18 protein-coding genes and 2 pseudogenes are annotated in these 20,793 nt (G+C 47.5%); 16 read left to right on the top strand and 4 right to left on the bottom strand.

What is annotated here, in order from left to right; all coding sequences use genetic code 11:
- Nucleotides 1–70: 70 nt before the first annotated feature.
- The 8 genes and pseudogenes from BQ8014_RS00850 (at nt 71) to BQ8014_RS00815 (ending at nt 5,670) form a co-directional block, all read left to right on the top strand.
- On the top strand, nt 71–970 hold the full coding sequence (locus tag BQ8014_RS00850; protein ID WP_080902694.1) for a PfkB family carbohydrate kinase: 900 nt from the start codon (nt 71–73) through the stop codon (nt 968–970).
- A gap of 48 nt (nt 971–1,018) precedes the next feature.
- Nucleotides 1,019–1,540 carry a hypothetical protein gene (locus tag BQ8014_RS00845; RefSeq protein WP_080902693.1) on the top strand — a complete coding sequence of 174 codons (522 nt, stop codon included), beginning with the start codon at nt 1,019–1,021 and terminating at the stop codon, nt 1,538–1,540.
- Between the two features lie 10 nt (nt 1,541–1,550).
- On the top strand, nt 1,551–2,246 hold the full coding sequence (gene rsmI / locus BQ8014_RS00840) for a 16S rRNA (cytidine(1402)-2'-O)-methyltransferase (protein WP_080902692.1): 696 nt from the start codon (nt 1,551–1,553) through the stop codon (nt 2,244–2,246).
- A gap of 19 nt (nt 2,247–2,265) precedes the next feature.
- Nucleotides 2,266–3,138, top strand: coding sequence for a Cbp1 family collagen-binding glycoprotein adhesin (locus BQ8014_RS00835; RefSeq protein WP_080902689.1), 873 nt, complete (start codon nt 2,266–2,268; stop codon nt 3,136–3,138).
- A pseudogene (locus BQ8014_RS00830) lies at nt 3,135–3,755 on the top strand (YjjG family noncanonical pyrimidine nucleotidase); the annotation flags it as partial. The gene BQ8014_RS00835 and the pseudogene BQ8014_RS00830, both read left to right, overlap by 4 nt.
- Nucleotides 3,727–4,086: pseudogene (locus BQ8014_RS18925) on the top strand (16S rRNA (cytidine(1402)-2'-O)-methyltransferase); the annotation flags it as partial. The pseudogenes BQ8014_RS00830 and BQ8014_RS18925, both read left to right, overlap by 29 nt.
- A gap of 19 nt (nt 4,087–4,105) precedes the next feature.
- Nucleotides 4,106–4,978 (top strand): Cbp1 family collagen-binding glycoprotein adhesin, encoded by an 873-nt coding sequence (locus BQ8014_RS00820; protein ID WP_080902689.1) that lies wholly within the window; start codon nt 4,106–4,108, stop codon nt 4,976–4,978.
- A complete protein-coding gene (locus BQ8014_RS00815) occupies nt 4,975–5,670 on the top strand; it encodes a YjjG family noncanonical pyrimidine nucleotidase (RefSeq protein WP_080902688.1) in 696 nt (231 codons plus the stop codon). Before BQ8014_RS00820 ends, BQ8014_RS00815 begins: the two co-directional genes overlap by 4 nt.
- Nucleotides 5,671–6,012: 342 nt before the next feature.
- On the opposite strand, the gene rsmD is transcribed toward BQ8014_RS00815, so the two are convergent.
- On the bottom strand, nt 6,013–6,552 hold the full coding sequence (gene rsmD, locus BQ8014_RS00810; protein ID WP_080902687.1) for a 16S rRNA (guanine(966)-N(2))-methyltransferase RsmD: 540 nt from the start codon (nt 6,550–6,552) through the stop codon (nt 6,013–6,015).
- Nucleotides 6,540–7,370: a DUF3822 family protein gene (locus BQ8014_RS00805; RefSeq protein WP_080902686.1), complete on the bottom strand. Its 831-nt coding sequence runs from the start codon at nt 7,368–7,370 to the stop codon at nt 6,540–6,542. The genes rsmD and BQ8014_RS00805 overlap by 13 nt, the downstream gene beginning before the upstream one ends.
- 90 nt (nt 7,371–7,460) lie before the next feature.
- Here BQ8014_RS00805 and BQ8014_RS00800 point away from each other — a divergent pair, with 90 nt between their 5' ends.
- The 4 genes from BQ8014_RS00800 to BQ8014_RS00785 all read left to right on the top strand — a co-directional run bounded on the left by BQ8014_RS00800 (nt 7,461) and on the right by BQ8014_RS00785 (nt 13,766).
- Entirely contained in the window at nt 7,461–8,876 is a 1,416-nt protein-coding gene (locus BQ8014_RS00800) for an ATP-dependent DNA helicase (RefSeq protein WP_080902685.1), read from the top strand.
- Between the two features lie 101 nt (nt 8,877–8,977).
- Nucleotides 8,978–11,623, top strand: a complete 2,646-nt coding sequence (locus tag BQ8014_RS00795; protein ID WP_080902684.1) for a transglutaminase-like domain-containing protein — start codon at nt 8,978–8,980, stop codon at nt 11,621–11,623.
- Nucleotides 11,620–12,747, top strand: coding sequence for a DegT/DnrJ/EryC1/StrS family aminotransferase (locus BQ8014_RS00790; protein ID WP_234997949.1), 1,128 nt, complete (start codon nt 11,620–11,622; stop codon nt 12,745–12,747). Before BQ8014_RS00795 ends, BQ8014_RS00790 begins: the two co-directional genes overlap by 4 nt.
- The gene (locus tag BQ8014_RS00785; protein ID WP_080902683.1) at nt 12,744–13,766 is read left to right on the top strand and encodes a Gfo/Idh/MocA family protein; all 1,023 of its coding nucleotides are present in this window, start codon (nt 12,744–12,746) and stop codon (nt 13,764–13,766) included. Before BQ8014_RS00790 ends, BQ8014_RS00785 begins: the two co-directional genes overlap by 4 nt.
- On the opposite strand, the gene BQ8014_RS00780 is transcribed toward BQ8014_RS00785, so the two are convergent.
- Nucleotides 13,751–14,602, bottom strand: a complete 852-nt coding sequence (locus tag BQ8014_RS00780) for an MBL fold metallo-hydrolase (RefSeq protein WP_080902682.1) — start codon at nt 14,600–14,602, stop codon at nt 13,751–13,753. The genes BQ8014_RS00785 and BQ8014_RS00780 overlap by 16 nt on opposite strands.
- Before the next feature lie 241 nt (nt 14,603–14,843).
- Between BQ8014_RS00780 and BQ8014_RS00775 the strand changes: the two genes are divergently transcribed.
- From BQ8014_RS00775 to BQ8014_RS00760, 4 genes are all read left to right on the top strand, one after another.
- The gene (locus BQ8014_RS00775; RefSeq protein WP_080902681.1) at nt 14,844–15,422 is read left to right on the top strand and encodes a hypothetical protein; all 579 of its coding nucleotides are present in this window, start codon (nt 14,844–14,846) and stop codon (nt 15,420–15,422) included.
- A gap of 93 nt (nt 15,423–15,515) precedes the next feature.
- Complete coding sequence (locus tag BQ8014_RS00770) at nt 15,516–16,319, top strand: metallophosphoesterase family protein (RefSeq protein ID WP_080902680.1); 804 nt, start codon at nt 15,516–15,518, stop codon at nt 16,317–16,319.
- Nucleotides 16,294–16,944 (top strand): hypothetical protein, encoded by a 651-nt coding sequence (locus BQ8014_RS00765; protein ID WP_369808769.1) that lies wholly within the window; start codon nt 16,294–16,296, stop codon nt 16,942–16,944. The genes BQ8014_RS00770 and BQ8014_RS00765 overlap by 26 nt, the downstream gene beginning before the upstream one ends.
- 72 nt (nt 16,945–17,016) lie before the next feature.
- A complete protein-coding gene (locus BQ8014_RS00760) occupies nt 17,017–19,086 on the top strand; it encodes an alpha-L-fucosidase (RefSeq protein WP_080902679.1) in 2,070 nt (689 codons plus the stop codon).
- A gap of 21 nt (nt 19,087–19,107) precedes the next feature.
- Here the strand turns inward: BQ8014_RS00760 and BQ8014_RS00755 are convergent, their stop codons facing one another.
- On the bottom strand, nt 19,108–20,778 hold the full coding sequence (locus BQ8014_RS00755) for a SulP family inorganic anion transporter (RefSeq protein ID WP_080902678.1): 1,671 nt from the start codon (nt 20,776–20,778) through the stop codon (nt 19,108–19,110).
- Nucleotides 20,779–20,793 lie beyond the last annotated feature (15 nt).

Here is a 20,793-nt window from a genome sequence, read left to right as displayed (position 1 = left end):
GATCTTTTATAACTGTTTCATAAGCATTTCGTACTTTTGCTTCTCATTGACTAAAAACAACAAGGACAGAATGCAATACGATCTATGCTGTGTGGGGCATATTACCTTGGATAAGGTGATTACACCGCGGAATACAGTGCAAATGCCGGGAGGAACCTCTTTCTATTGTTCCGAGGCCCTTTCCCTTTTTACGGACATCCGCTACAAGTTGATTACCGCTTTGGGTAAATCGGAATATCCGACCGTGGAACACCTGCGTGAGAAAGGGGTGGAAGTGGAAGTGATGCCCAGCAGGCATTCGGTTTACTTTGAGAATCGTTATGGAGAGGATCAGGACAACCGTGCCCAACGGGTATTGGCGAAAGCCGATCCATTCACTCTCGATGCTTTCCGGCAAACGGAGGCCCAGATCTTTTTGCTCGGCGCCTTGCTTGCCGATGATTTCTCTCCGGATATTGTGAAGTCCCTATCCGGGAAAGCGCTGGTTGCCGTCGATTCGCAGGGTTATTTGCGCGAAGTTCGTGATACCCGCGTCTATCCTGTCGATTGGACGAATAAAAGGGAAGTCCTGCCGTATATCCATTTCCTGAAAGTCAACGAGGAAGAGATGGAAGTCCTGACCGGATATAAAGACATCCGTCATGCTGCCCGGCTGCTCTATGAATGGGGAGTCCGGGAGGTACTGATCACGATGGGAAGCCGTGGATCGGTTTTGTACGACGGCAGGCAATTCTATTCCATCCCTGCCTATGAAGCCGACAAAGTGCTGGATGCGACCGGTTGTGGCGATACTTATTTCACCGGTTACCTTTACCAACGCAGCAAAGGGACCGGCATGGAGCAATCCGGACACTTCGGGGCTGCAATGGCTACGTTGAAAATCGAACGCATCGGTCCCTTTTCCGGTACGAAGGGAGAGGTATTGCGGAAGATGGAAACAGCCCGGAAGCGATGGCCGGAAAAGCCTTGAAAATCTGAAAAAAGATGTATCTTTGACTCGGTTTTAAAGCGTAAGGGCATGGACAATAAGGAGAAGGCAAAGAGCATCGCTACCGATATCCGCCATTTGGCCGAATGGTTGGAAAATGCTTCGGAAGAAGAAGGATTTTACCCGGTTTCCTTTTTCAGTGAAGCGGCCGACCGAATCCAGCTTATCCAGCGGGAATTGCAATTCCTCGAAGCGATGCAAGGCGAGCGGATTACCCATTGGATCCGGCAGGATCAAATGGCGGACGAAGCGCCCCGTCCGGTAGAAGAGAAGGCTGTGGAAGAGCCGGCCGTGCATTCTTTGCATGAGCGGTTTCTTATCCGGAAGTTCTCCGACCTTACGCAAGCCTTAAGCCTCAACGACCGGATCCGTTTCTGCAAGGAACTGTTTCTGAACGACGGAAAGCGGATGAACCAAGCTCTCGAGGCGCTGAATGCTTATAGCAGCTTCGACGATTCGCTCCGCTATCTCCGCCGGTTGGATGGCTGGCCTCCGGAGGAGAAAGGTGCCGCCTCGGAATTAATCGAATTATTAAAAAAACATTTCTCTTAAATCTATCTTGATGGCAAAACTGACAATTGTTCCCACCCCTGTGGGAAATCTGGAAGATATTACCCTGCGCGCTATCCGTGTACTGAAGGAAGCCGACCTGATCTTGGCGGAAGATACCCGCACGACCGGCAACCTCCTGAAGCATTTCGACATACAAAACAAGATGCAGTCGCATCATAAATTTAACGAGCATCAGACTGTGGAGCAGCTTGCCGCTCGGATTTCAGGAGGCGAGGACATTGCCCTCGTGTCTGATGCCGGTACACCGGCCATCTCCGACCCCGGCTTCTTATTGGTGCGCGAATGCGTACGGGTAGGGGTGGCGGTGGAATGCCTCCCGGGAGCGACGGCCTTCGTTCCGGCCCTGGTTGCCTCCGGCCTTCCGAACGACCGCTTTTGCTTCGAAGGCTTCCTCCCGCAGAAGAAAGGGAGGCTTACCCGCCTCAAAGAACTGGCTTTGGAAGAGCGGACGATGATTTTTTACGAATCTCCTTTCCGCCTGCTTAAAACTTTAATGCAGTTTGCTGAGCACATGGGAATTGATAGAGAAGTCTCTGTCTCCCGCGAAATTTCTAAAATCCACGAGGAAACGGTGCGTGGAACTGTAAATGAACTGATTTCTCATTTTTCCGTGAACGAACCGAAAGGAGAGATTGTTATAGTTTTAGGAGGTTTAAAAGAGAAACATAAGAATAAAGATATTTAATTATTAATATTATAACAAAATGAAGAAAGTACTATTTATTGGGATCAGTGCACTCCTGTTGATTTCCTGCGGTCAGAATTCGTCCGATTATAAGAAGCTACAGGCGGAAAATGATTCCCTGAAACAGGAAAGCGCGCAGAATACGGCGGAACTTAATGAAATGCTCTCTACTCTGAATGACGTGCAGGCTGATATCCAGTCGATCCGCGATGCCGAGAATTACCTTACGATCCAGCAACAGACCGGAGGCGAGTTTAATCAAAGCAAGCGGGAGCAGATTAAAGAGAACATGCAGTTGATCACTGAAACGCTGAAGAAAAATAAGGCGCAGATCGCCCAATTGCAGGAGCAACTGAATAAGAGCAATATCAAGTCTTCCGCTTTGCAGAAAACGTTAAACCGCCTTTCTTCCGAATTGGATCAGAAGGCGACGCTCATTGCTTCCCTTCAGGAAGATTTGGCTAAGAAGAACATCCGTATCCAAGAATTGGATGAAATGGTTGCCTCTTTGAATGAGAACGTGGAAAACTTGTCTACAACCGCCTCCAGCCAATCGAAGACTATCAGCGCGCAGGATAAGGAACTGAACAGGGCGTATTATTGCTTTGGAACGGAAAAAGAGTTGAAAGACCAGAAAATCATTTCCGGCGGAGGCCTGTTTTCAAAATCTAAAGTCTTGCAGACCGGTTTCAATAAGGATTATTTTATTGCGGTGGATATTCGTGAGTTGAAAGAGATACCTTTGTTCGCTTCGAAAGCAGAACTGAAATCCAATCATCCCAAGGATTCATATGAATTCAAACAAGACGCCGAAAAGAACCTGACTTTGGTTATCAAGGATTATAAATATTTCTGGAGCTTGGGCAAATACCTGGTGATTGAAGTCGGATGAAGCATTACAAATCCCTTTTTATCGATCTGGACGATACACTCTGGGATACTTACCATAATAACAAAGAGAGCCTCGAAGAAATTTATACCGACTATCGTTTCGACCGGTATTATACCTCCTTCGAGGCTTTCTTTGCTATTTATATGCCGCATAACGAACTTCTCTGGGCGCAATACCGCAACGGGGAGATCGACCGGCAAACGCTGATCCTCGACCGTTTCCTCTATGTCCTCCGCCCCTTGGGTATTGAAGACTCGGAGGAAGTCCTCCGGATCAACAAGGACTTCCTTTTCCGTACCGGAAATAAGACGCGCCTGGTGCCCGGTGCATTGGATCTCCTCGATTATCTGAAGGGGCGCTACCGTCTTTTCATCCTTTCCAACGGTTTCAGGGAAGTACAGGGAATGAAGTTGCAGTATTCCGGCCTGGCGCCCTATTTCGAGAAAGTGATCCTTTCGGAGGATGCCCAAATACAAAAACCCAATAAGCGGATTTTTGATTATGCTCTAAAGAATACCAACTCGAGGAAAAGCGAATCGCTGATGATCGGCGATAGCTGGGAAGCCGATATCTCCGGCGCTTATCAAGCCCGCATCGACCAGCTTTGGTTCAATCCCCGNCCTTCCGAACGACCGCTTTTGCTTCGAAGGCTTCCTCCCGCAGAAGAAAGGGAGGCTTACCCGCCTCAAAGAACTGGCTTTGGAAGAGCGGACGATGATTTTTTACGAATCTCCTTTCCGCCTGCTTAAAACTTTAATGCAGTTTGCTGAGCACATGGGAATTGATAGAGAAGTCTCTGTCTCCCGCGAAATTTCTAAAATCCACGAGGAAACGGTGCGTGGAACTGTAAATGAACTGATTTCTCATTTTTCCGTGAACGAACCGAAAGGAGAGATTGTTATAGTTTTAGGAGGTTTAAAAGAGAAACATAAGAATAAAGATATTTAATTATTAATATTATAACAAAATGAAGAAAGTACTATTTATTGGGATCAGTGCACTCCTGTTGATTTCCTGCGGTCAGAATTCGTCCGATTATAAGAAGCTACAGGCGGAAAATGATTCCCTGAAACAGGAAAGCGCGCAGAATACGGCGGAACTTAATGAAATGCTCTCTACTCTGAATGACGTGCAGGCTGATATCCAGTCGATCCGCGATGCCGAGAATTACCTTACGATCCAGCAACAGACCGGAGGCGAGTTTAATCAAAGCAAGCGGGAGCAGATTAAAGAGAACATGCAGTTGATCACTGAAACGCTGAAGAAAAATAAGGCGCAGATCGCCCAATTGCAGGAGCAACTGAATAAGAGCAATATCAAGTCTTCCGCTTTGCAGAAAACGTTAAACCGCCTTTCTTCCGAATTGGATCAGAAGGCGACGCTCATTGCTTCCCTTCAGGAAGATTTGGCTAAGAAGAACATCCGTATCCAAGAATTGGATGAAATGGTTGCCTCTTTGAATGAGAACGTGGAAAACTTGTCTACAACCGCCTCCAGCCAATCGAAGACTATCAGCGCGCAGGATAAGGAACTGAACAGGGCGTATTATTGCTTTGGAACGGAAAAAGAGTTGAAAGACCAGAAAATCATTTCCGGCGGAGGCCTGTTTTCAAAATCTAAAGTCTTGCAGACCGGTTTCAATAAGGATTATTTTATTGCGGTGGATATTCGTGAGTTGAAAGAGATACCTTTGTTCGCTTCGAAAGCAGAACTGAAATCCAATCATCCCAAGGATTCATATGAATTCAAACAAGACGCCGAAAAGAACCTGACTTTGGTTATCAAGGATTATAAATATTTCTGGAGCTTGGGCAAATACCTGGTGATTGAAGTCGGATGAAGCATTACAAATCCCTTTTTATCGATCTGGACGATACACTCTGGGATACTTACCATAATAACAAAGAGAGCCTCGAAGAAATTTATACCGACTATCGTTTCGACCGGTATTATACCTCCTTCGAGGCTTTCTTTGCTATTTATATGCCGCATAACGAACTTCTCTGGGCGCAATACCGCAACGGGGAGATCGACCGGCAAACGCTGATCCTCGACCGTTTCCTCTATGTCCTCCGCCCCTTGGGTATTGAAGACTCGGAGGAAGTCCTCCGGATCAACAAGGACTTCCTTTTCCGTACCGGAAATAAGACGCGCCTGGTGCCCGGTGCATTGGATCTCCTCGATTATCTGAAGGGGCGCTACCGTCTTTTCATCCTTTCCAACGGTTTCAGGGAAGTACAGGGAATGAAGTTGCAGTATTCCGGCCTGGCGCCCTATTTCGAGAAAGTGATCCTTTCGGAGGATGCCCAAATACAAAAACCCAATAAGCGGATTTTTGATTATGCTCTAAAGAATACCAACTCGAGGAAAAGCGAATCGCTGATGATCGGCGATAGCTGGGAAGCCGATATCTCCGGCGCTTATCAAGCCCGCATCGACCAGCTTTGGTTCAATCCCCGCCAACTTCCTGTTAACGGCTTCGCACCGACCTACACGGTTGCCTCCCTCAGCGAAGTCCATGTTATCCTATAGGTGTGTTTTTGAATGCGGGCGAGTTTGCAGGCGAGTTCACTTTGCTCCTACGATCCATACGCCGTTCCTTGTGTTCTACGTTCTGTAGGGGCAAATTGCATTTGCCCGTCCTAATAACCATCAGACGATTAATTTGAGCTATCTTACCGTATTCGTTTAATATCATTTCGCCGCATTCGGAGAGATCCCCAAATAAATGGACTCGTTCATAGGTACAAAGGGTAACGAAATACAATCCTTCTTATGAATAATCATATTTCTGCAAACGGATCGTATGGCGTTTTGGCAAATTAATTGGCATTGTCTTGGTTTTATCATCCAAGACGGAGCATAGGGCGCTTTTTATTCTTTCAGGAAAAGACTGAAGTTAACGGAGCCGTAAACGCGCCGCTGGTTAAAATGGGGAAGAGAGGAAAAGTCTTCTTCCTTGGAGTGTTCCATGACAAAAAGTCCTCCTTCTTTCAACAAGCCGGACGACAAGACGAGTTGCGGTACTTCCGCCAATCGTTCCAACGCATAGGGAGGATCGGCGAAAATGAAATCGAAGGAGCGCCCAGGAGAAGCGCCCAGATAGCGGAATACGTCTCCCCGGATCAATGTCAGTCCTCCGGTATTCAACTCCTTCTCTACCTTCGCTATAAATGCTGCATGGGCGTTATTCTGTTCCACGGCGGTTACCGAACGGCAACCGCGGGAAAGCAATTCGAACGAAATGCCGCCCGTCCCCGCAAAAAGATCCAGCGCATCCGTTTCTTCGAGATCGATCAGGTTCCAAATCACGTTGAAGATATTTTCCTTGGCGAAATCCGTTGTCGGACGTGCCGAAAAAGTGGGAGGAACCTGGAAACGCCGGTGTCTATATTTTCCTCCTATGATTCGCATGTGGCCAGGGCGATTAAGTCTAACGGAGCCTGCATCAAAGCGGGACCGAATGTATAAGTTTCCGCCGGGAGTTCGATCCGGGCGATGTATTGAAGGTAAATCTGAAGCCTGTCCAACACCTGGTTGCAGAGAGTCGGTTCCCCCGTCAGCCGGATCTGGTCGATTAGTTGGTTCATGTCGATTTGTTTCCAGACATACAGGATGTAGTAAATAATATCTTCGGAGTGCTCGAAGCCGAATGAATTAGCGAATAACAACTGTCCGCGTTCGTAGCAGGCGATATCCATCGATTCCTTTTGCAGGATGACGTACATCTGCTTCGGCAGGCAATTCTGGCTTTGTTTTTTCCAAAGGCGGAGAAGCGGCCGGATCGGATGGATAAACTGCGGGTTTGTCAATGAACGGCAGCAAAATTCGTATACCTGGCGGTCTATGTCGAAAACAATCTCTACTTGGCTTTCCTTGCAATTGTTATTCAATGCCTTCCCATTCTTCGAAGCAAAGTTGAACGCCAGTATCTGCTCCTTTTCTTCCGGAAGGTAAATCTCTTCGGGTACAAGTGTGTAAGACGACGGAAACGGAATCACAAATACTTTCTTGTAAGTATAGGTCAGGAATTCGTGAGAGAAAAAATAATCTTTCAGGGATTCAAGATAGGGCTTATCTTTATCAAAGACTACTTTCACAAAGAAATAACTCCCTTCTTCTTTTGTATTATATCCGGAGAAAGAGAGGCCGCCCGGATCCAAACGTAAATAGACGGTGAACAGTGCGGCGCTATCCAATGTCAAAGTTTCCGGTATTTCAAAAGATTTCATGCCTTTATCCTTATTTAATTTTACAAATGTATAGAAAAGAATATTTAATCCATACCTTTGTTTGTTTCTTTTTGATTAAGAAATGCTTTGATGATTGATACCTATTTACTTCAGCAAATAATAAAATCCTTGCCTTATGTTCCGACGGAGGAGCAGTACGGCGCCCTTCAGGCCATCACCGGCTTTCTGCTTTCCCGGGAAAACGATTCGCTCCTGTTGCTGAAAGGATATGCCGGTACCGGAAAGACGTCCTTGCTCGGGGCGGTGGTAAAAACCTTGACCGGATTGAAACAAAAAACCTTGTTGCTTGCTCCGACCGGACGGGCTGCCAAGGTCTTCTCCGAATACTCCGGAGAAAAAGCCTATACCATTCACCGGAAAATCTACCGGCAGAAGTCTTTTGGGATGGATTCCGGCTTTTCGCTGACCGATAACCTGCATAAGGATACCCTTTTCCTGGTCGACGAGGCCTCCATGATCGCCAACCAAAGCCAGGGGAACCATTTTTTCGGAACCGGCTGCCTGCTGGACGATCTGATTCACTTTGTCTATTCGGGTGAAAATTGCCGGTTGCTTCTTTTGGGCGATGACGCCCAGCTCCCTCCGGTGCAACAGATTGAAAGCCCCGCATTAAACAGGGATTTATTGCAAGGATACGGCTTGCATGTCATTCAGGTTAGCCTCACACAGGTGGTCCGCCAGACGGAAGGTTCCGGTATCCTTTTTAATGCGACGCGCATCCGTGAAGCCTTACGCCGGAATCAGATCCATCTCTTTCCCAAACTTCATCTGGCCGGCTTCCCCGATCTGAAACCGATCCCGGGAGGCGAATTGATCGAGGAAATTTCATCGGCCTACAGTCGCGACGGAATCGACGAAACGATGGTGATCTGCCGTTCCAACAAGCGGGCGAACAGCTATAACCAAGGCATCCGCAATCGTATCCTTTACCGGGAAGAAGAGCTTTCGTCAGGCGACTTGCTGATGGTGGCCAAAAATAACTATTTCTGGACGGCAGACTGCAAGGAGATGGATTTTATCGCCAACGGAGAAATTGTCCGTGTGCAACGGGTCCGCCGGCAAACGGAGTTCTACGGATTTCGTTTCTGCGAAGCGCTCGTCTACTTCCCCGACCATGAAGTGGAACTGGAGGTGAAGGTGATTTTAGACACACTCCAATCCGACAGTCCCGCCTTGTCTGGAGAACAGGCGGACACCCTCTTCCATTCTATCCTGGAAGATTATGCCTATGAAACGACGAAGGCTGGGAAAATGAAGAAACTAAAAGCCGATCCTTACTATAATGCCGTTCAGGTGAAATACGCCTATGCCGTAACCTGTCACAAAGCGCAGGGAGGGCAGTGGAAAAACGTCTTTCTCGACATCGGCTATGTGACGGAAGAAATGCTGGGGGAAGACTTCTACCGCTGGCTCTATACCGCTTTTACCCGTGCCACCCGCCGCCTTTATCTTGTTAATCTCCCGGACGAGTTTCTCGATACATAATGCTTCGTCGCAAAAGAAAAAACGATAAAAAGGGTTCGGAGGCGCAAAAAAAACGAAGGTTTGCGAGATATCATTATCTTTGTGACTTAAATACTGATTTTATGAAGATAAGTTGTTTCGGAACAATTTTGTGTTTCACCCTGCTGGTTACAACCGGCTGCCGGGAGGAATATTTTCTAACGGACAAGTACGTCCGTACACAAGTCTATGCAGACTTGGAAGTAAAGAAGAAAGATTTACCTGCGGGCGATTTGTTTAAAATACTCGATCAAGATATCAATTCACGGGAAAAAGAAGCGCTCGCGTTTCTCTATGCCTATATGCCGGTCGGTGATTTGACCGATTATGATGGTGAATTTTATTTGAAGAACGTACGTTCCTCTTTCCGGGCACAACAGGAAATGCCTTGGGGAAAGACGATCCCGGAAGGGATATTCCGTCATTTCGTCCTACCGGTGCGAGTGAATAACGAAACACTGGACGAGAGCCGGATGGTTTTTTATGATGAACTCAAAGACCGGGTGAAAGGGTTATCGCTTGCAGATGCAGCGCTGGAGGTCAATCACTGGTGTCATGAAAAAGTCATCTATACCCCTTCGGATGCACGTACCAGTTCGGCCCTTGCGTCAGTGAAGACCGCCTATGGGCGTTGTGGTGAAGAGTCTACCTTTGCGGTAGCCGCCCTGCGGTCGGTCGGTATCCCTGCGCGGCAGGTCTATACGCCGCGATGGGCACATACAGACGACAATCATGCCTGGGTGGAAGTCTGGGTAGACGGCAAATGGTATTTCATGGGCGCTTGTGAGCCGGAGCCGGTGCTCAACCTGGCTTGGTTCAATGCGCCGGCTTACCGCGGGATGCTGATGCATACAAAGGTGTTCGGTCGCTATAACGGCCCTGAAGAAGTGATGGATTCCACCCGGAGTTATACCGAGATCAATGTAATAGAGAATTATGCACCTACCGCCAAAAGCTTCGTTACGGTAGTCGATTCCGCCGGTAAACCGCTGGAAGGCGCTTCTGTCGAATTTAAAATATATAACTATGCCGAGTTTTATACGGTAGCGCGGAAAGTAACCGATGCGCGAGGGCAATGTTCGCTTTCGGCCGGTAAAGGCGATATGTTGGTCTGGGCGAGTAAAGACGACTGTTTCGGTTACCGCAGGCTTTCTTTCGGAAAAGAAGATACGGTCACTATTGCTCTGGAGCACCGGCCGGGCGACTTGGGCAATGCTGAGATAGATATCGTTCCCCCGGTTCCGGGCTCCATTCCGTCAGAGGTAGCGGAAGAGCAGAAGGAGGCCAATGCCGTGCGTTTAGTCAGGGAAGACAGCATCCGGAATCAATATGTAGCAACTTTTTATACAAAAGAGAAAGCGGAAATGCTGGCGGAAGAGATAGGCACCGACCCGGCTAAAACCTCCGATTATTTAGTGGGAAGCCGCGGAAACTGGAAAGAAATCGAACAGTTCCTTCGTGAGACACCGGTGGAACAACGTCCGAAGGCGATGGCGCTGTTGGGCGTCATTTCCGCTAAAGACCTGCGTGACACTCCCGCCTCCGTCCTGAAGGCACATCTGGAGTATACGCCGGTGGTCGACAGTCCCTTTTTCGACGCTTATATACTGAATCCGCGGGTAGGATATGAGTATCTCAGCCCTTACAAGAAAGAACTGGCGGAACAACTTTCTGCAGAAATCGGGAAGGAAGCTGTCTCCGAACCGCAGAAATTAGTCGATTGGATAAAAGTTCAAATCAAAGTGCGGGAGGATTTGAATCCGCAACGCATTCCTGTCCGGCCGCTCGGCGTCTATCGCGCCCGTGTGGCGGATCGTAATTCCCGGGATATTTTCTTTGTTGCGGCTGCGCGTAGCCTGGGCATTCCGGCCCGTATCGAACGGGTTGCCGGGAAGGTGCAGTATGCCAAGGGCGGCCAATGGACAGATGTGGACTTTGAATCAAATATACAGATAATCGCTCCGAAGGGGCAGGTGGTCGCCTCTTATCAACCCACGAAAGCATTACCGAATCCGAAATATTATACCCATTTTACTATCGCCAAAGTTTTGTCGGAGGGCATTCTGCAGACCTTGGATTTTGAGGACGGGAACAGCGATCCGACTTGGGCGGGCTTGTTGAAGAAACCTCTCACGCTGGATGCCGGTAACTATTTGTTGATCACCGGTATGCGCATGGCAAGCGGAAAGGTGTTGACAAAGGAAGCGTTTTTTACGGTACGCCCGGGGCAGACCACCTCGATCGCCTTGGAAATGCGGACCAGCAAGGACGATATCCAGGTAATCGGTAGTATTGACGCCGAGGCGAAATTCCGCCCGGTAGATACGTTGGAGCCTACGTCGATCCTGAATACTACCGGACGGGGGTATTTCATCCTCGGGATTTTAGGCTCCCGGCAGGAGCCGACCAATCATGCGATGCGCGATATCGCTGCTTTGCAAAAGGAATTTGAAACGTGGGGACGAAGCATGATCCTGCTGTTTAAGGACGAAGCGGAATGGAAGAAATTCGACAGGAACGAATTCGGCGCTTTGCCGGGTACGATTACCTACGGAATCGATACGGACGGAAAGATTGCCGGGATGGTGGGCAGCGCGATGAATTTGCCTTCATCCGGTATATTGCCCGTTTTTGTCATCGCCGATACATTCGGGCGGGTAGTCTTCGTTTCGCAGGGATATACTATCGGGTTGGGAGAACAAATGATGCAAGTGATTCATAAACTATGAATATAGAAATGGCGGATCTCCGCAGGCAGTATCACCGGCTGAAGCCGGAAATAGATGCGGCTTTGCAGGAGGTGCTTGAAAGCACAGCTTTCATTAATGGCCCGCAGGTTAAATCCTTTGCGGTACATTTGGCGGAATACCTGAATGTTCCGCATGTCATTCCCTGCGGGAATGGAACGGATGCTATACAGATGGCGCTGATGGCATTGAATTTGCAGCCGGGGGATGAGGTGATTGTCCCCGCTTTTACCTATATCTCGGCGGTGGAAGCCGTGGCGATGCTCGGACTGGTGCCCGTCCTCGTGGATGTCGATCCGGAGACTTTCAATCTGAATATCGAACAGATCGAACAGGCTATTTCCTGGCAAACCAAGGCGGTGATCGCCGTCCATCTCTTCGGCCAGTTATGCGACATGCAACCGCTTATGACCCTTGCGAAGAGGTATCATCTCTATGTCGTCGAGGATAATGCCCAATCCCTCGGTGCCGAATGCCTTTACCCTGATGGAAAGACGCAAAAGGGGGGGACGATCGGACATATCGGGACGACCTCCTTTTTTCCTTCCAAGCCGCTTGCCTGTTACGGGGACGGAGGTGCAATGATCACGCCGGACGATACATTGGCGGAAACTTTGCGGCAGATTGCCAATCATGGCCAGATCTCAAAGTACAATCATAAAATAATCGGCTGCAATTCCCGTTTGGATACTCTGCAGGCGGCAGTCCTCGAGATAAAACTGAAGCATCTCAAAGCCTTCAACGAGGCGCGCATCCGGCTAGCCCAGCGGTATGATGAGGGATTGAAAGGCTTTGATGCGTTTGTTCTCCCGGTGAAATCGCCTTTTTCCACCCATCTATATCATCAATATACGGTACAGGTGAAGGATGGGCAAAGGGAGAAGTTGCAGGCCTGGCTGAAAGGAAAGGGCATTCCGACGATGGTTTACTATCCTTTGCCGGTACAAGCACAGGAAGCCTATAAATGGGTTGCCCGAAGCGCTTCGGATTTATCGGTAGCGACGCGTTTGTCCAAGGAAGTCCTTTCTCTGCCGATCCATTCCGAATTGACGGAAGAAGAACAGAACTATATTATAGATTCGATTATAGAATTCTGGAAAAAATGAGTGAAAAGAAAATTATCCGCTTTGCCGTAGTCGGTTGCGGGCACATCGGGAAACGGCACGCCGAAATGATCTCCCGTGATCCACAAGCAGAACTGGTCGCGCTTTGCGACCTGCTTCCCCGGGAAGAACTGGGGCTGGAAGCCTATCCGGTTCCCTTTTTCAGCAGCTTGGAGGCATTGCTCGACAGCGGGCTTTCTTTCGATGTTGTGAATATCTGTACGCCGAACGGCCTACATGCACCGATGGCTTTGCAGGTGATCGAAGCCGGCTATCATACAGTGATTGAGAAACCGATGGCTCTTTCTCTCTCCGAAGCCGAGAAAGTGGTCTACGCTTCACTCAACTATCACCGGCAGGTCTTTTGCGTCATGCAGAACCGCTATTCGCCTCCTTCCGTCTGGATAAAAGGGATGGTGGAATCCGGGCGGCTCGGCAAACTGTACATGGTACAGTTGAACTGTTACTGGAATCGCGACGAACGGTATTACCAGAAAGGCGGATGGCATGGGAACGCTTTGCTTGACGGTGGAACGTTGTTTACCCAATTCTCCCATTTTATCGATATCATGTACTGGCTTTTCGGAGATATCTGCAATATCCAGGCCCGTTTCGCCGATTTCAATCATGCGACATTGACCGACTTCGAAGATTCTGGTTTCGTCAACTTTAATTTTGTAGATGGAGGGATGGGTACGCTTGCCTATTCGACGGCGGTATGGGACAAGAATCTGGAAAGCAGCCTGCTGATCGTGGCGGAGAACGGAAGCATTAAGATCGGCGGACAGTATATGAACGAGGTGACCTATTGTCATATTAAAGATTATGAGATGCCTGAATTACCACCGACTAATCCCGGCAATGATTATGGCCCTTATAAAGGTTCGGCACAAAATCACAACTATGTTATCCGTAACGTAGTCAACGTTCTTTCCGGACAACCCGCCGAGACTATTACGACCAATGTGCTCGAAGGGATGAAGGTGGTCGACATCATCCAGCGCATTTATGCTTTGAAATGATCGTCAAAAAAGCCTTTGGTCTGTTCGGGCTTAAAAAAATCGTTGATTTTTTTCACCGTAGATGCTTTTATGTAGGCGTCATGGCAATAAACGAGGATTTGCCCCTCAGCAGCCGCCTTTTCCAATAGCCGTACCTTCGAATAATAGGATGCTACGGGGTAGGTATCATAAGCTGAGATCCAAGTAGGAGAGACGCTTGCCGCCAGAGGGATCACATCTCCGGCAAAAACAATCGTTTTATTCGGCAGGTAGATGTAGGGGACGAGCTGTCCCGGCGTATGTCCGTCGTATAATTTCAATTCGACGGAGGGATCCGGATGTATTTCTTTATCTACCAGGCGGAGTAATCCGCTTTCTTCAACGGCGCTCATGTTTTCGAGGAAAAAAGAATCGGCTTCTAACGGATTCGGTCGTTGGAAATTCTCCCATTGTGCCTTACCTACCCAGTAATTCGCCCGGGGGAAGGTCGGAACGAGCCGACCGGTTTCCGGATCCCGTCGCGTCGCATCCCCGCAGTGGTCGAAATGAAGGTGGGTAAGGATGACATCCGTTACTTGTCCGGGGGAAATACCCAGTTTCTCTAGTTCGGAAACCAGATCTTTGAGGTCGAAGAAATGATAAAAGCTAAGTAATCTCAATTGCTTCTCCCCGGCGCCTGTGTCGACCAGTATCACTCGCCCGTTGCCGGTTCGTATGACCGCCGTTCGCATTGCGAGGATGCATCCGTTCTTTTCATCCGAAGGATAGCGCCGACTCCATGAGGTCTTGGGTATCGCACCGAACATGGCCCCACCGTCTGCATGGAAATAACCGGTATCGATTAATCGAACTTCCATCTCTTTTTTGATGTAAAGATAGTAAAAGATCGCCTTTTTGTGGTCTATAGTCTTTTTTTACCATTACTAAAACGATCTAATTTGTGAGGATAACGATTGATTTGTTTCGAATAATAGAACTCAGATCCCTCTTTTTTCTTTTAATTTGAGTGTATAAAACTTAAATGATTCTCTATTATTGATAATATTGCATTAAAAATGCTATCTTTGTCAAATTAAATAACTATAAAATCATATTGAGATGAAGATGAAACAAAATATTTTGGGTTTATTGCTTGTATTAATGTTTACTCTCGCTTCTTGTGGAGGAGATGATAAGAAGGTTGCTTTACCTGTCTCAAAAGAGATTCCTTATATGATTACGATTGAAGTGGCGGGTATCGAAGGAACAACGACTCCTCCTTTAGTGAATGTTACTTTGGATTCAATTATTGGTAAGGAGAATGCTCGAAATCTATCGCCGGCTAATGAGCAGAACTTTCAAAGAGGAAAGTCCTATTTTGGTGTTTATGGGTTGAAAAATGTATCTGAATCGGCTATATTACAGAATTTTACCATAACGATCGGGAATAATACCCCAGTTAATTTAGGTTCATGTTCTCCTTCCGGAATAACGGGGATCGGTTTTTTATCGGAAACCGATTTATCTGATGATAAGTATACCAACATTATTAAAGCACTTTTTGATGAACTTATTGTAAAGAAAAGTTCGACGGTAAAGATATCTTATGATGCCAATCAAGATATATCAAGAGACCAAAAAGTCCTCTTTAAATTGTATTTGAACGGTATTTATAAATATAATACCTATCCGGATTAAAAAAACACTTAATTATTGAAAAAAGGTTACAATGAACTTGTAACCTTTTTTTATCTCTATTCAATCTTATCTTTGTAGTCAAATGCGGCGGAAATGAAAAAGAATGCACAATTTATGTTTGTTATCTTCCTTTTGCTGTTTTCTGGCTGTGATCTTTTCGAATACCATCCGTATGACGGGCGGATCAAAGGAGAACGGAATATTAATTACAAGAATATCCTGCGTATAGAGGAAGCTTGCCGGGATAAAGATACAATCCGGTTTCTTTTTATGGGGGACACTCAGCGCTGCTATGATGAAACGGTTGATTTTGTAACGGCGGCCAACCGACGGACGGATATTGATTTCATTATCCATGGGGGAGATGTGGCTGATTTCGGATTGACCAAAGAGTTCTTATGGACGTGCGATATATTGGAGAAATTGTATGCACCTTATGTTGTATTGCTTGGTAATCATGATTGTCTGGCCAATGGGGAAGAAATTTTTCGTCAAATCTTCGGCGATGAAAATTTCGCTTTTCAGGCGGGGGATGTGAAATTTGTTTGTTTAAATACGAATGCGTTGGAATACGATTATTCCCGGCCTATTCCCGATTTCCATTTTATGGAAGAGCAATATAGGGATTCGACGGCGCATCGGCGGACTATTTTTGTGATGCATGTCCGCCCTTATTCAGAGCAATTTAATAATAATGTCGCTTATGTATTTCAGGAGTTTATAAAGAGATTTCCCCAATTGATGTTTTGTTTGAATGCACATGACCATCGATTGTCTGTAGATGATCTTTTTGAGGATGGTGTTATGTATTACGGAACTCCTAATATTGAGAAACGGCAGTATTTAACTTTTACATTAACACCGAATTCATATGATTATGAAGTGGTTGACTTTTGAATATCGGAGGCGGTTGCTTTGTCTTTGGATGTTATGTGCCGTCATATCGCTTTCAACCCAGGATGCTTATCAAAAAAAGATAGATAAGTATCATGAAATTTGGACAAGTTTAATTCCTAAATATGTAAAGTTACAATATGCTGGCTCCATGGGCTTTCTTTCGTTCGGTACCGGTTGGGATTATGGAAAGAATAATCAATGGGAAACCGATGTTTTTTTAGGTTTTATCCCCCGTTATTCTACGGATGATTTCAAAATAACTTTTACCTTAAAGCAAAATTTTATTCCTTGGAAGGTTCGATTGAATCCGAGCTTCTCTTTGGACCCACTGGCGTGTGGAATCTATATGAATACAGTTTTTGGGGAAGATTTCTGGATCAGTGAAGCAGAAAGATATCCAAGCGGTTACTACTCTTTTTCGACTAAATTAAGAATGAATGTGTTCTTGGGGCAACGGATTACTTATAATATACCGGCAAGTAAACGGTACTCGGCAAATGCAATTACTTTCTTTTATGAGATCAGTACGAATGAACTGTATTTAATCAGCCGGATTCAGAATCGTTATTTGACGCCAAAAGACTACTTGGGGTTATCGTTAGGATTAAAAATACAATTCTTTTAATCTAATCTTATTTGTCAATCTGTTTTTTTACTCTCCTTTTTGTATTTTTGAGCTGTTTCAAAACTAAACGCGATGAACAATAGAAATCCTTTTTTGAGCCTAGGGCTCTGCTTTTTCCTTTTTTCGGCTTGCCAATCGTTCGTTCCGCCGCCCGCGCTGGTCTTGCCGGTGCCTACGCCGGATCAGGTGGCATGGCATAAATTGGAAACATACGCTTTCGTACATTTCGGGCTGAATACTTTTAACGATTTGGAATGGGGATACGGTGATACCCCGGCGGAAACATTCAATCCTACGAATCTGGACTGTGATCAATGGGTGCGGACGATAAAAGCGGCCGGGTTGAAAGGAGTGATCCTTACGGCCAAACACCACGACGGATTCTGCCTATGGCCGACAAAAACGACGGAATACAGTGTCAGGAATACTCCCTGGAAAGAGGGGAAGGGGGATGTCGTACGTGATCTTTCGGAGGCCTGCAAGAAATACGGGCTGAAATTCGGTATCTATTTGTCCCCCTGGGATCGGAACAGCGCCAATTACGGGACTCCGGGTTATGTAGACAAGTTCCATGCGCAGATGCGCGAGCTATTGTCGAATTACGGCCCGATCTTCGAATACTGGTTCGACGGAGCCAACGGAGGGGACGGCTGGTATGGCGGGGCAAAAGAGAAACGTTCGATCGATTCGAAGACATATTATCGTTACGAAGACGCCCGCAAATTGATCAAAGAGTTACATCCTACTGCTATGATTTTCGGCGGAACGGTACCGGACATCCGATGGATCGGCAATGAAGAAGGATGGGCCGGAGATACCCAGTGGAGTATGTTCTGGCCGGAACCGGCCTTGGGGTATGTATACCGGCAGAGCCAATGGGGAGATGAGAACGCTCCGCAATGGCTTGGGGCCGAATGCGACGTGTCGATTCGTCCGGGATGGTTTTATCACCACCGCGAGGATCATCAGGTGAAGACTTTGGCGCAGTTGGTCGATTTGTATTATTGCAGCGTCGGACATAATGCCAATTTCCTGCTGAACTTTCCGGTTGCCCTGGATGGGCGGATCAGTCCTTCCGACTCTATCCGCGTGGTAGAATGGTATCAGACGATCCGGAATGATTTGAAGGTGAACCTGCTGAAGAATGCGAAAGTGAAAGCAAGCCATACCCGGGGATACCAATATAAGGCAGCCAATGTAGTGGATCCGAGCTGGGATACCTATTGGGCGACCGAAGACGGAGTAACCTCCGCTTCGTTGACCTTTACCTTTTCCCGACCTACGGAGGTGAACCGCCTGCTTATGCAGGAATATATCCCCTTAGGACAGCGGGTACGTAAGTTCAGTGTCGAAGCAGAAACCGGAAAAGGCTGGGCTCCGGTCGAATCGGTCGACTCGACCACCACCATCGGTTACAAGCGGATCGTCCGCTTCCAGACGGTAAAGGCGCAAAAGCTGAGGATTCATTTCCTCGATGCCCGCGGGCCTCTTTGCATCAATAATATTGAGGCATATCTGGCACCGGTATTAATGACGGAACCGCTTATCCGCCGTAATCCGGGAGATACGGTTACGATCCGGCCCGGAGATGCCAATTCGATCGTTTATTATACGCTCGACGGAGCGGATCCTACGAAGCAGGCCGCTGTTTATAAAGGCGGTTTCCCGTTTGCCCGGAGGGGGATAGTGAAGGCGGCCGCTTATGATCCGACCTTCGACCGTTGGGGGCCAGTGGCTACCCGGAAATTCGACCTGCCTGCCTCTTCTTATAATGTAATTATCCCCAAAGAGTTGGCATCCAACCCAATTCTTTTCGACGACAATGGATATACCGCTTATCACCTGCCGGAAGGAAGCCGGGAACTGGTTATTGAACTGGATGAACCGGAACAGATCTCCGGTTTCCGTTATACGCCCAATCAACGTCGTGATGCGGGAGGGCATATTTCTCATTATGATTTGTTTGTTGATCGGAAGGAAGTCTCTGTCGGGGAGTTTTCGAACATAAGGAACAATCCGATCGAGCAGGAGGTTCGTTTTGCCCCGGTTAGGGGGAAAATCGTCCGCCTGGTTGTGAAAAACGTGGTGGATAACGCCCCGCGCGCCGGAATTGCCGAGTTTTCGGTTATTACGGAAGAATAAGAAGCAAAAGAGCTGTGGAGATTAAATCTCCGCAGCTCTTGCCAATGCTTCGTTGATGTTACTGCAAATATTTTTTTCTCCGATTTTGTCGGCCAGTCCGCATTTGATGATCAGGGCCCGTACGTTTTCATTCACGCCGGAAAGAACAAAGGCGATGTTTTCGTTTTTAGAGAGATAATATAAATTCTCCAGGTTATGCAGTCCGGTAGAATCCATAAATGGAACTTTCCGCATCCGGATGATCCGTACCCTCGGATTATCCGCCACCACTTTCATAGCCTCATCGAATTTACTTGCGACGCCGAAGAAGAACGGGCCGTCTATTTCATAAACCTCCACGTCTTTAGGGATGGAAAGTATTTCCATATCATACGGAAATTCTCCCTCTTGCGTTAAATCGAGTTTTTCAGTTGTAATGGAGACATGCGTTGTTTCCGCTACCCGGCGCATGAATAGAAGCATGGCCATCAGGAGGCCGATTTCGATGGCGATCGTCAGATCGAAGATGACGGTCAGCAGGAACGTCGTCAGCAGGACGGCCGTATCGCTTTTCGTCCCTTTCATCAGGCGCAGGAAGGTACGCCATTCGCTCATGTTATAGGATACGACTACCAGTACGCCGGCGAGGCAGGCCATGGGAATATGTTTGGTCAGAGGGCCGAGGAAAAGAAGGATCAATAGTAGAACGACCGCATGTATCAATCCGGCTACGGGAGTCCGTCCCCCGTTATTGATATTGGTCATGGTTCGGGCAATGGCGCCGGTCACCGGGATACCTCCGAATAGCGGGACGACGATATTTGCCGCTCCCTGCGCAATCAGTTCCGTATTCGAATTATGCCTGTCGCCCGTTACCCCATCGGCAACCGTGGCGGAAAGCAGCGATTCGATCGCCCCCAGGATGGCAATTGTAAAAGCCGAAGGAAGCAATAGATTGATGGTCTCCATATTGATGGAGATCGCTTCCGGTTGGGGGATAGAAGCGTTGATCGTAAAACGGTCCCCGATCGTCTCGATGCCGGAGATCCCGAAATACGAGCGAAGGAAGTAGACAATTAGTGTAACGACCACGATGGCGATTAATGATCCGGGTATCTTTTTGGATATTTTCGGTGTCAGGATAATAATCAGGATGCTGATCAGCCCGATTAGTAACACCCAACCGGAAAGCGAGGAGAAATGATCGAAATAGACTCCCCATTTGGAAAGGAAATCCGCCGGCATCTTTCCGATCTGCAGTCCGAAGAGGTCTTTGATCTGGGTAGTAAAGATGGTGAGTGCTATACCGCTGGTAAATCCTACGACAATCGGATAAGGAATGAACTTGATGATCGTTCCCAGCTTCAGCGCACCCATCAGGATCAACATAATACCGGCGATAACCGTGGCAATCGCCAATCCTTCGATACCGAAATTTTGGATGATACCGTAGACAATGACGATGAAAGCTCCGGTAGGTCCTCCGATTTGGACCGAACTTCCACCAAGGAAAGAAACGATAAAACCGCCTATAATGGCAGTGATTAACCCTTTTTCCGGACTGACGCCGGACGCGATTCCGAATGCGATGGCCAAAGGGAGAGCCACAATCCCGACAATAATTCCCGCCATGAGATCGCCCATAAAGCGCTCTCTGGTGTAACCATGCAACATTTGGAAAAGCTTCGGCTGGAACGCAAATGCTTTTTTCATTTATTTTACCTTAAA

The organism is Parabacteroides sp. Marseille-P3160 (assembly GCF_900162725.1).
Classification (GTDB): Bacteria; Bacteroidota; Bacteroidia; order Bacteroidales; family Tannerellaceae; genus Marseille-P3160.
This window is presented reverse-complemented; position numbering and strand designations above follow the sequence as displayed.

Coding starts and splice junctions, on each gene's coding strand:
- BQ8014_RS00850 (WP_080902694.1), top strand. CDS start 71: ATGCAATACGATCTATGCTGTGTGGGGCATATTACCTTGGATAAGGTG.
- BQ8014_RS00845 (WP_080902693.1), top strand. CDS start 1,019: ATGGACAATAAGGAGAAGGCAAAGAGCATCGCTACCGATATCCGCCAT.
- rsmI (WP_080902692.1), top strand. CDS start 1,551: ATGGCAAAACTGACAATTGTTCCCACCCCTGTGGGAAATCTGGAAGAT.
- BQ8014_RS00835 (WP_080902689.1), top strand. CDS start 2,266: ATGAAGAAAGTACTATTTATTGGGATCAGTGCACTCCTGTTGATTTCC.
- BQ8014_RS00820 (WP_080902689.1), top strand. CDS start 4,106: ATGAAGAAAGTACTATTTATTGGGATCAGTGCACTCCTGTTGATTTCC.
- BQ8014_RS00815 (WP_080902688.1), top strand. CDS start 4,975: ATGAAGCATTACAAATCCCTTTTTATCGATCTGGACGATACACTCTGG.
- rsmD (WP_080902687.1), bottom strand. CDS start 6,552: ATGCGAATCATAGGAGGAAAATATAGACACCGGCGTTTCCAGGTTCCT.
- BQ8014_RS00805 (WP_080902686.1), bottom strand. CDS start 7,370: ATGAAATCTTTTGAAATACCGGAAACTTTGACATTGGATAGCGCCGCA.
- BQ8014_RS00800 (WP_080902685.1), top strand. CDS start 7,461: ATGATTGATACCTATTTACTTCAGCAAATAATAAAATCCTTGCCTTAT.
- BQ8014_RS00795 (WP_080902684.1), top strand. CDS start 8,978: ATGAAGATAAGTTGTTTCGGAACAATTTTGTGTTTCACCCTGCTGGTT.
- BQ8014_RS00790 (WP_234997949.1), top strand. CDS start 11,620: ATGAATATAGAAATGGCGGATCTCCGCAGGCAGTATCACCGGCTGAAG.
- BQ8014_RS00785 (WP_080902683.1), top strand. CDS start 12,744: ATGAGTGAAAAGAAAATTATCCGCTTTGCCGTAGTCGGTTGCGGGCAC.
- BQ8014_RS00780 (WP_080902682.1), bottom strand. CDS start 14,602: ATGGAAGTTCGATTAATCGATACCGGTTATTTCCATGCAGACGGTGGG.
- BQ8014_RS00775 (WP_080902681.1), top strand. CDS start 14,844: ATGAAGATGAAACAAAATATTTTGGGTTTATTGCTTGTATTAATGTTT.
- BQ8014_RS00770 (WP_080902680.1), top strand. CDS start 15,516: ATGAAAAAGAATGCACAATTTATGTTTGTTATCTTCCTTTTGCTGTTT.
- BQ8014_RS00765 (WP_369808769.1), top strand. CDS start 16,294: ATGATTATGAAGTGGTTGACTTTTGAATATCGGAGGCGGTTGCTTTGT.
- BQ8014_RS00760 (WP_080902679.1), top strand. CDS start 17,017: ATGAACAATAGAAATCCTTTTTTGAGCCTAGGGCTCTGCTTTTTCCTT.
- BQ8014_RS00755 (WP_080902678.1), bottom strand. CDS start 20,778: ATGAAAAAAGCATTTGCGTTCCAGCCGAAGCTTTTCCAAATGTTGCAT.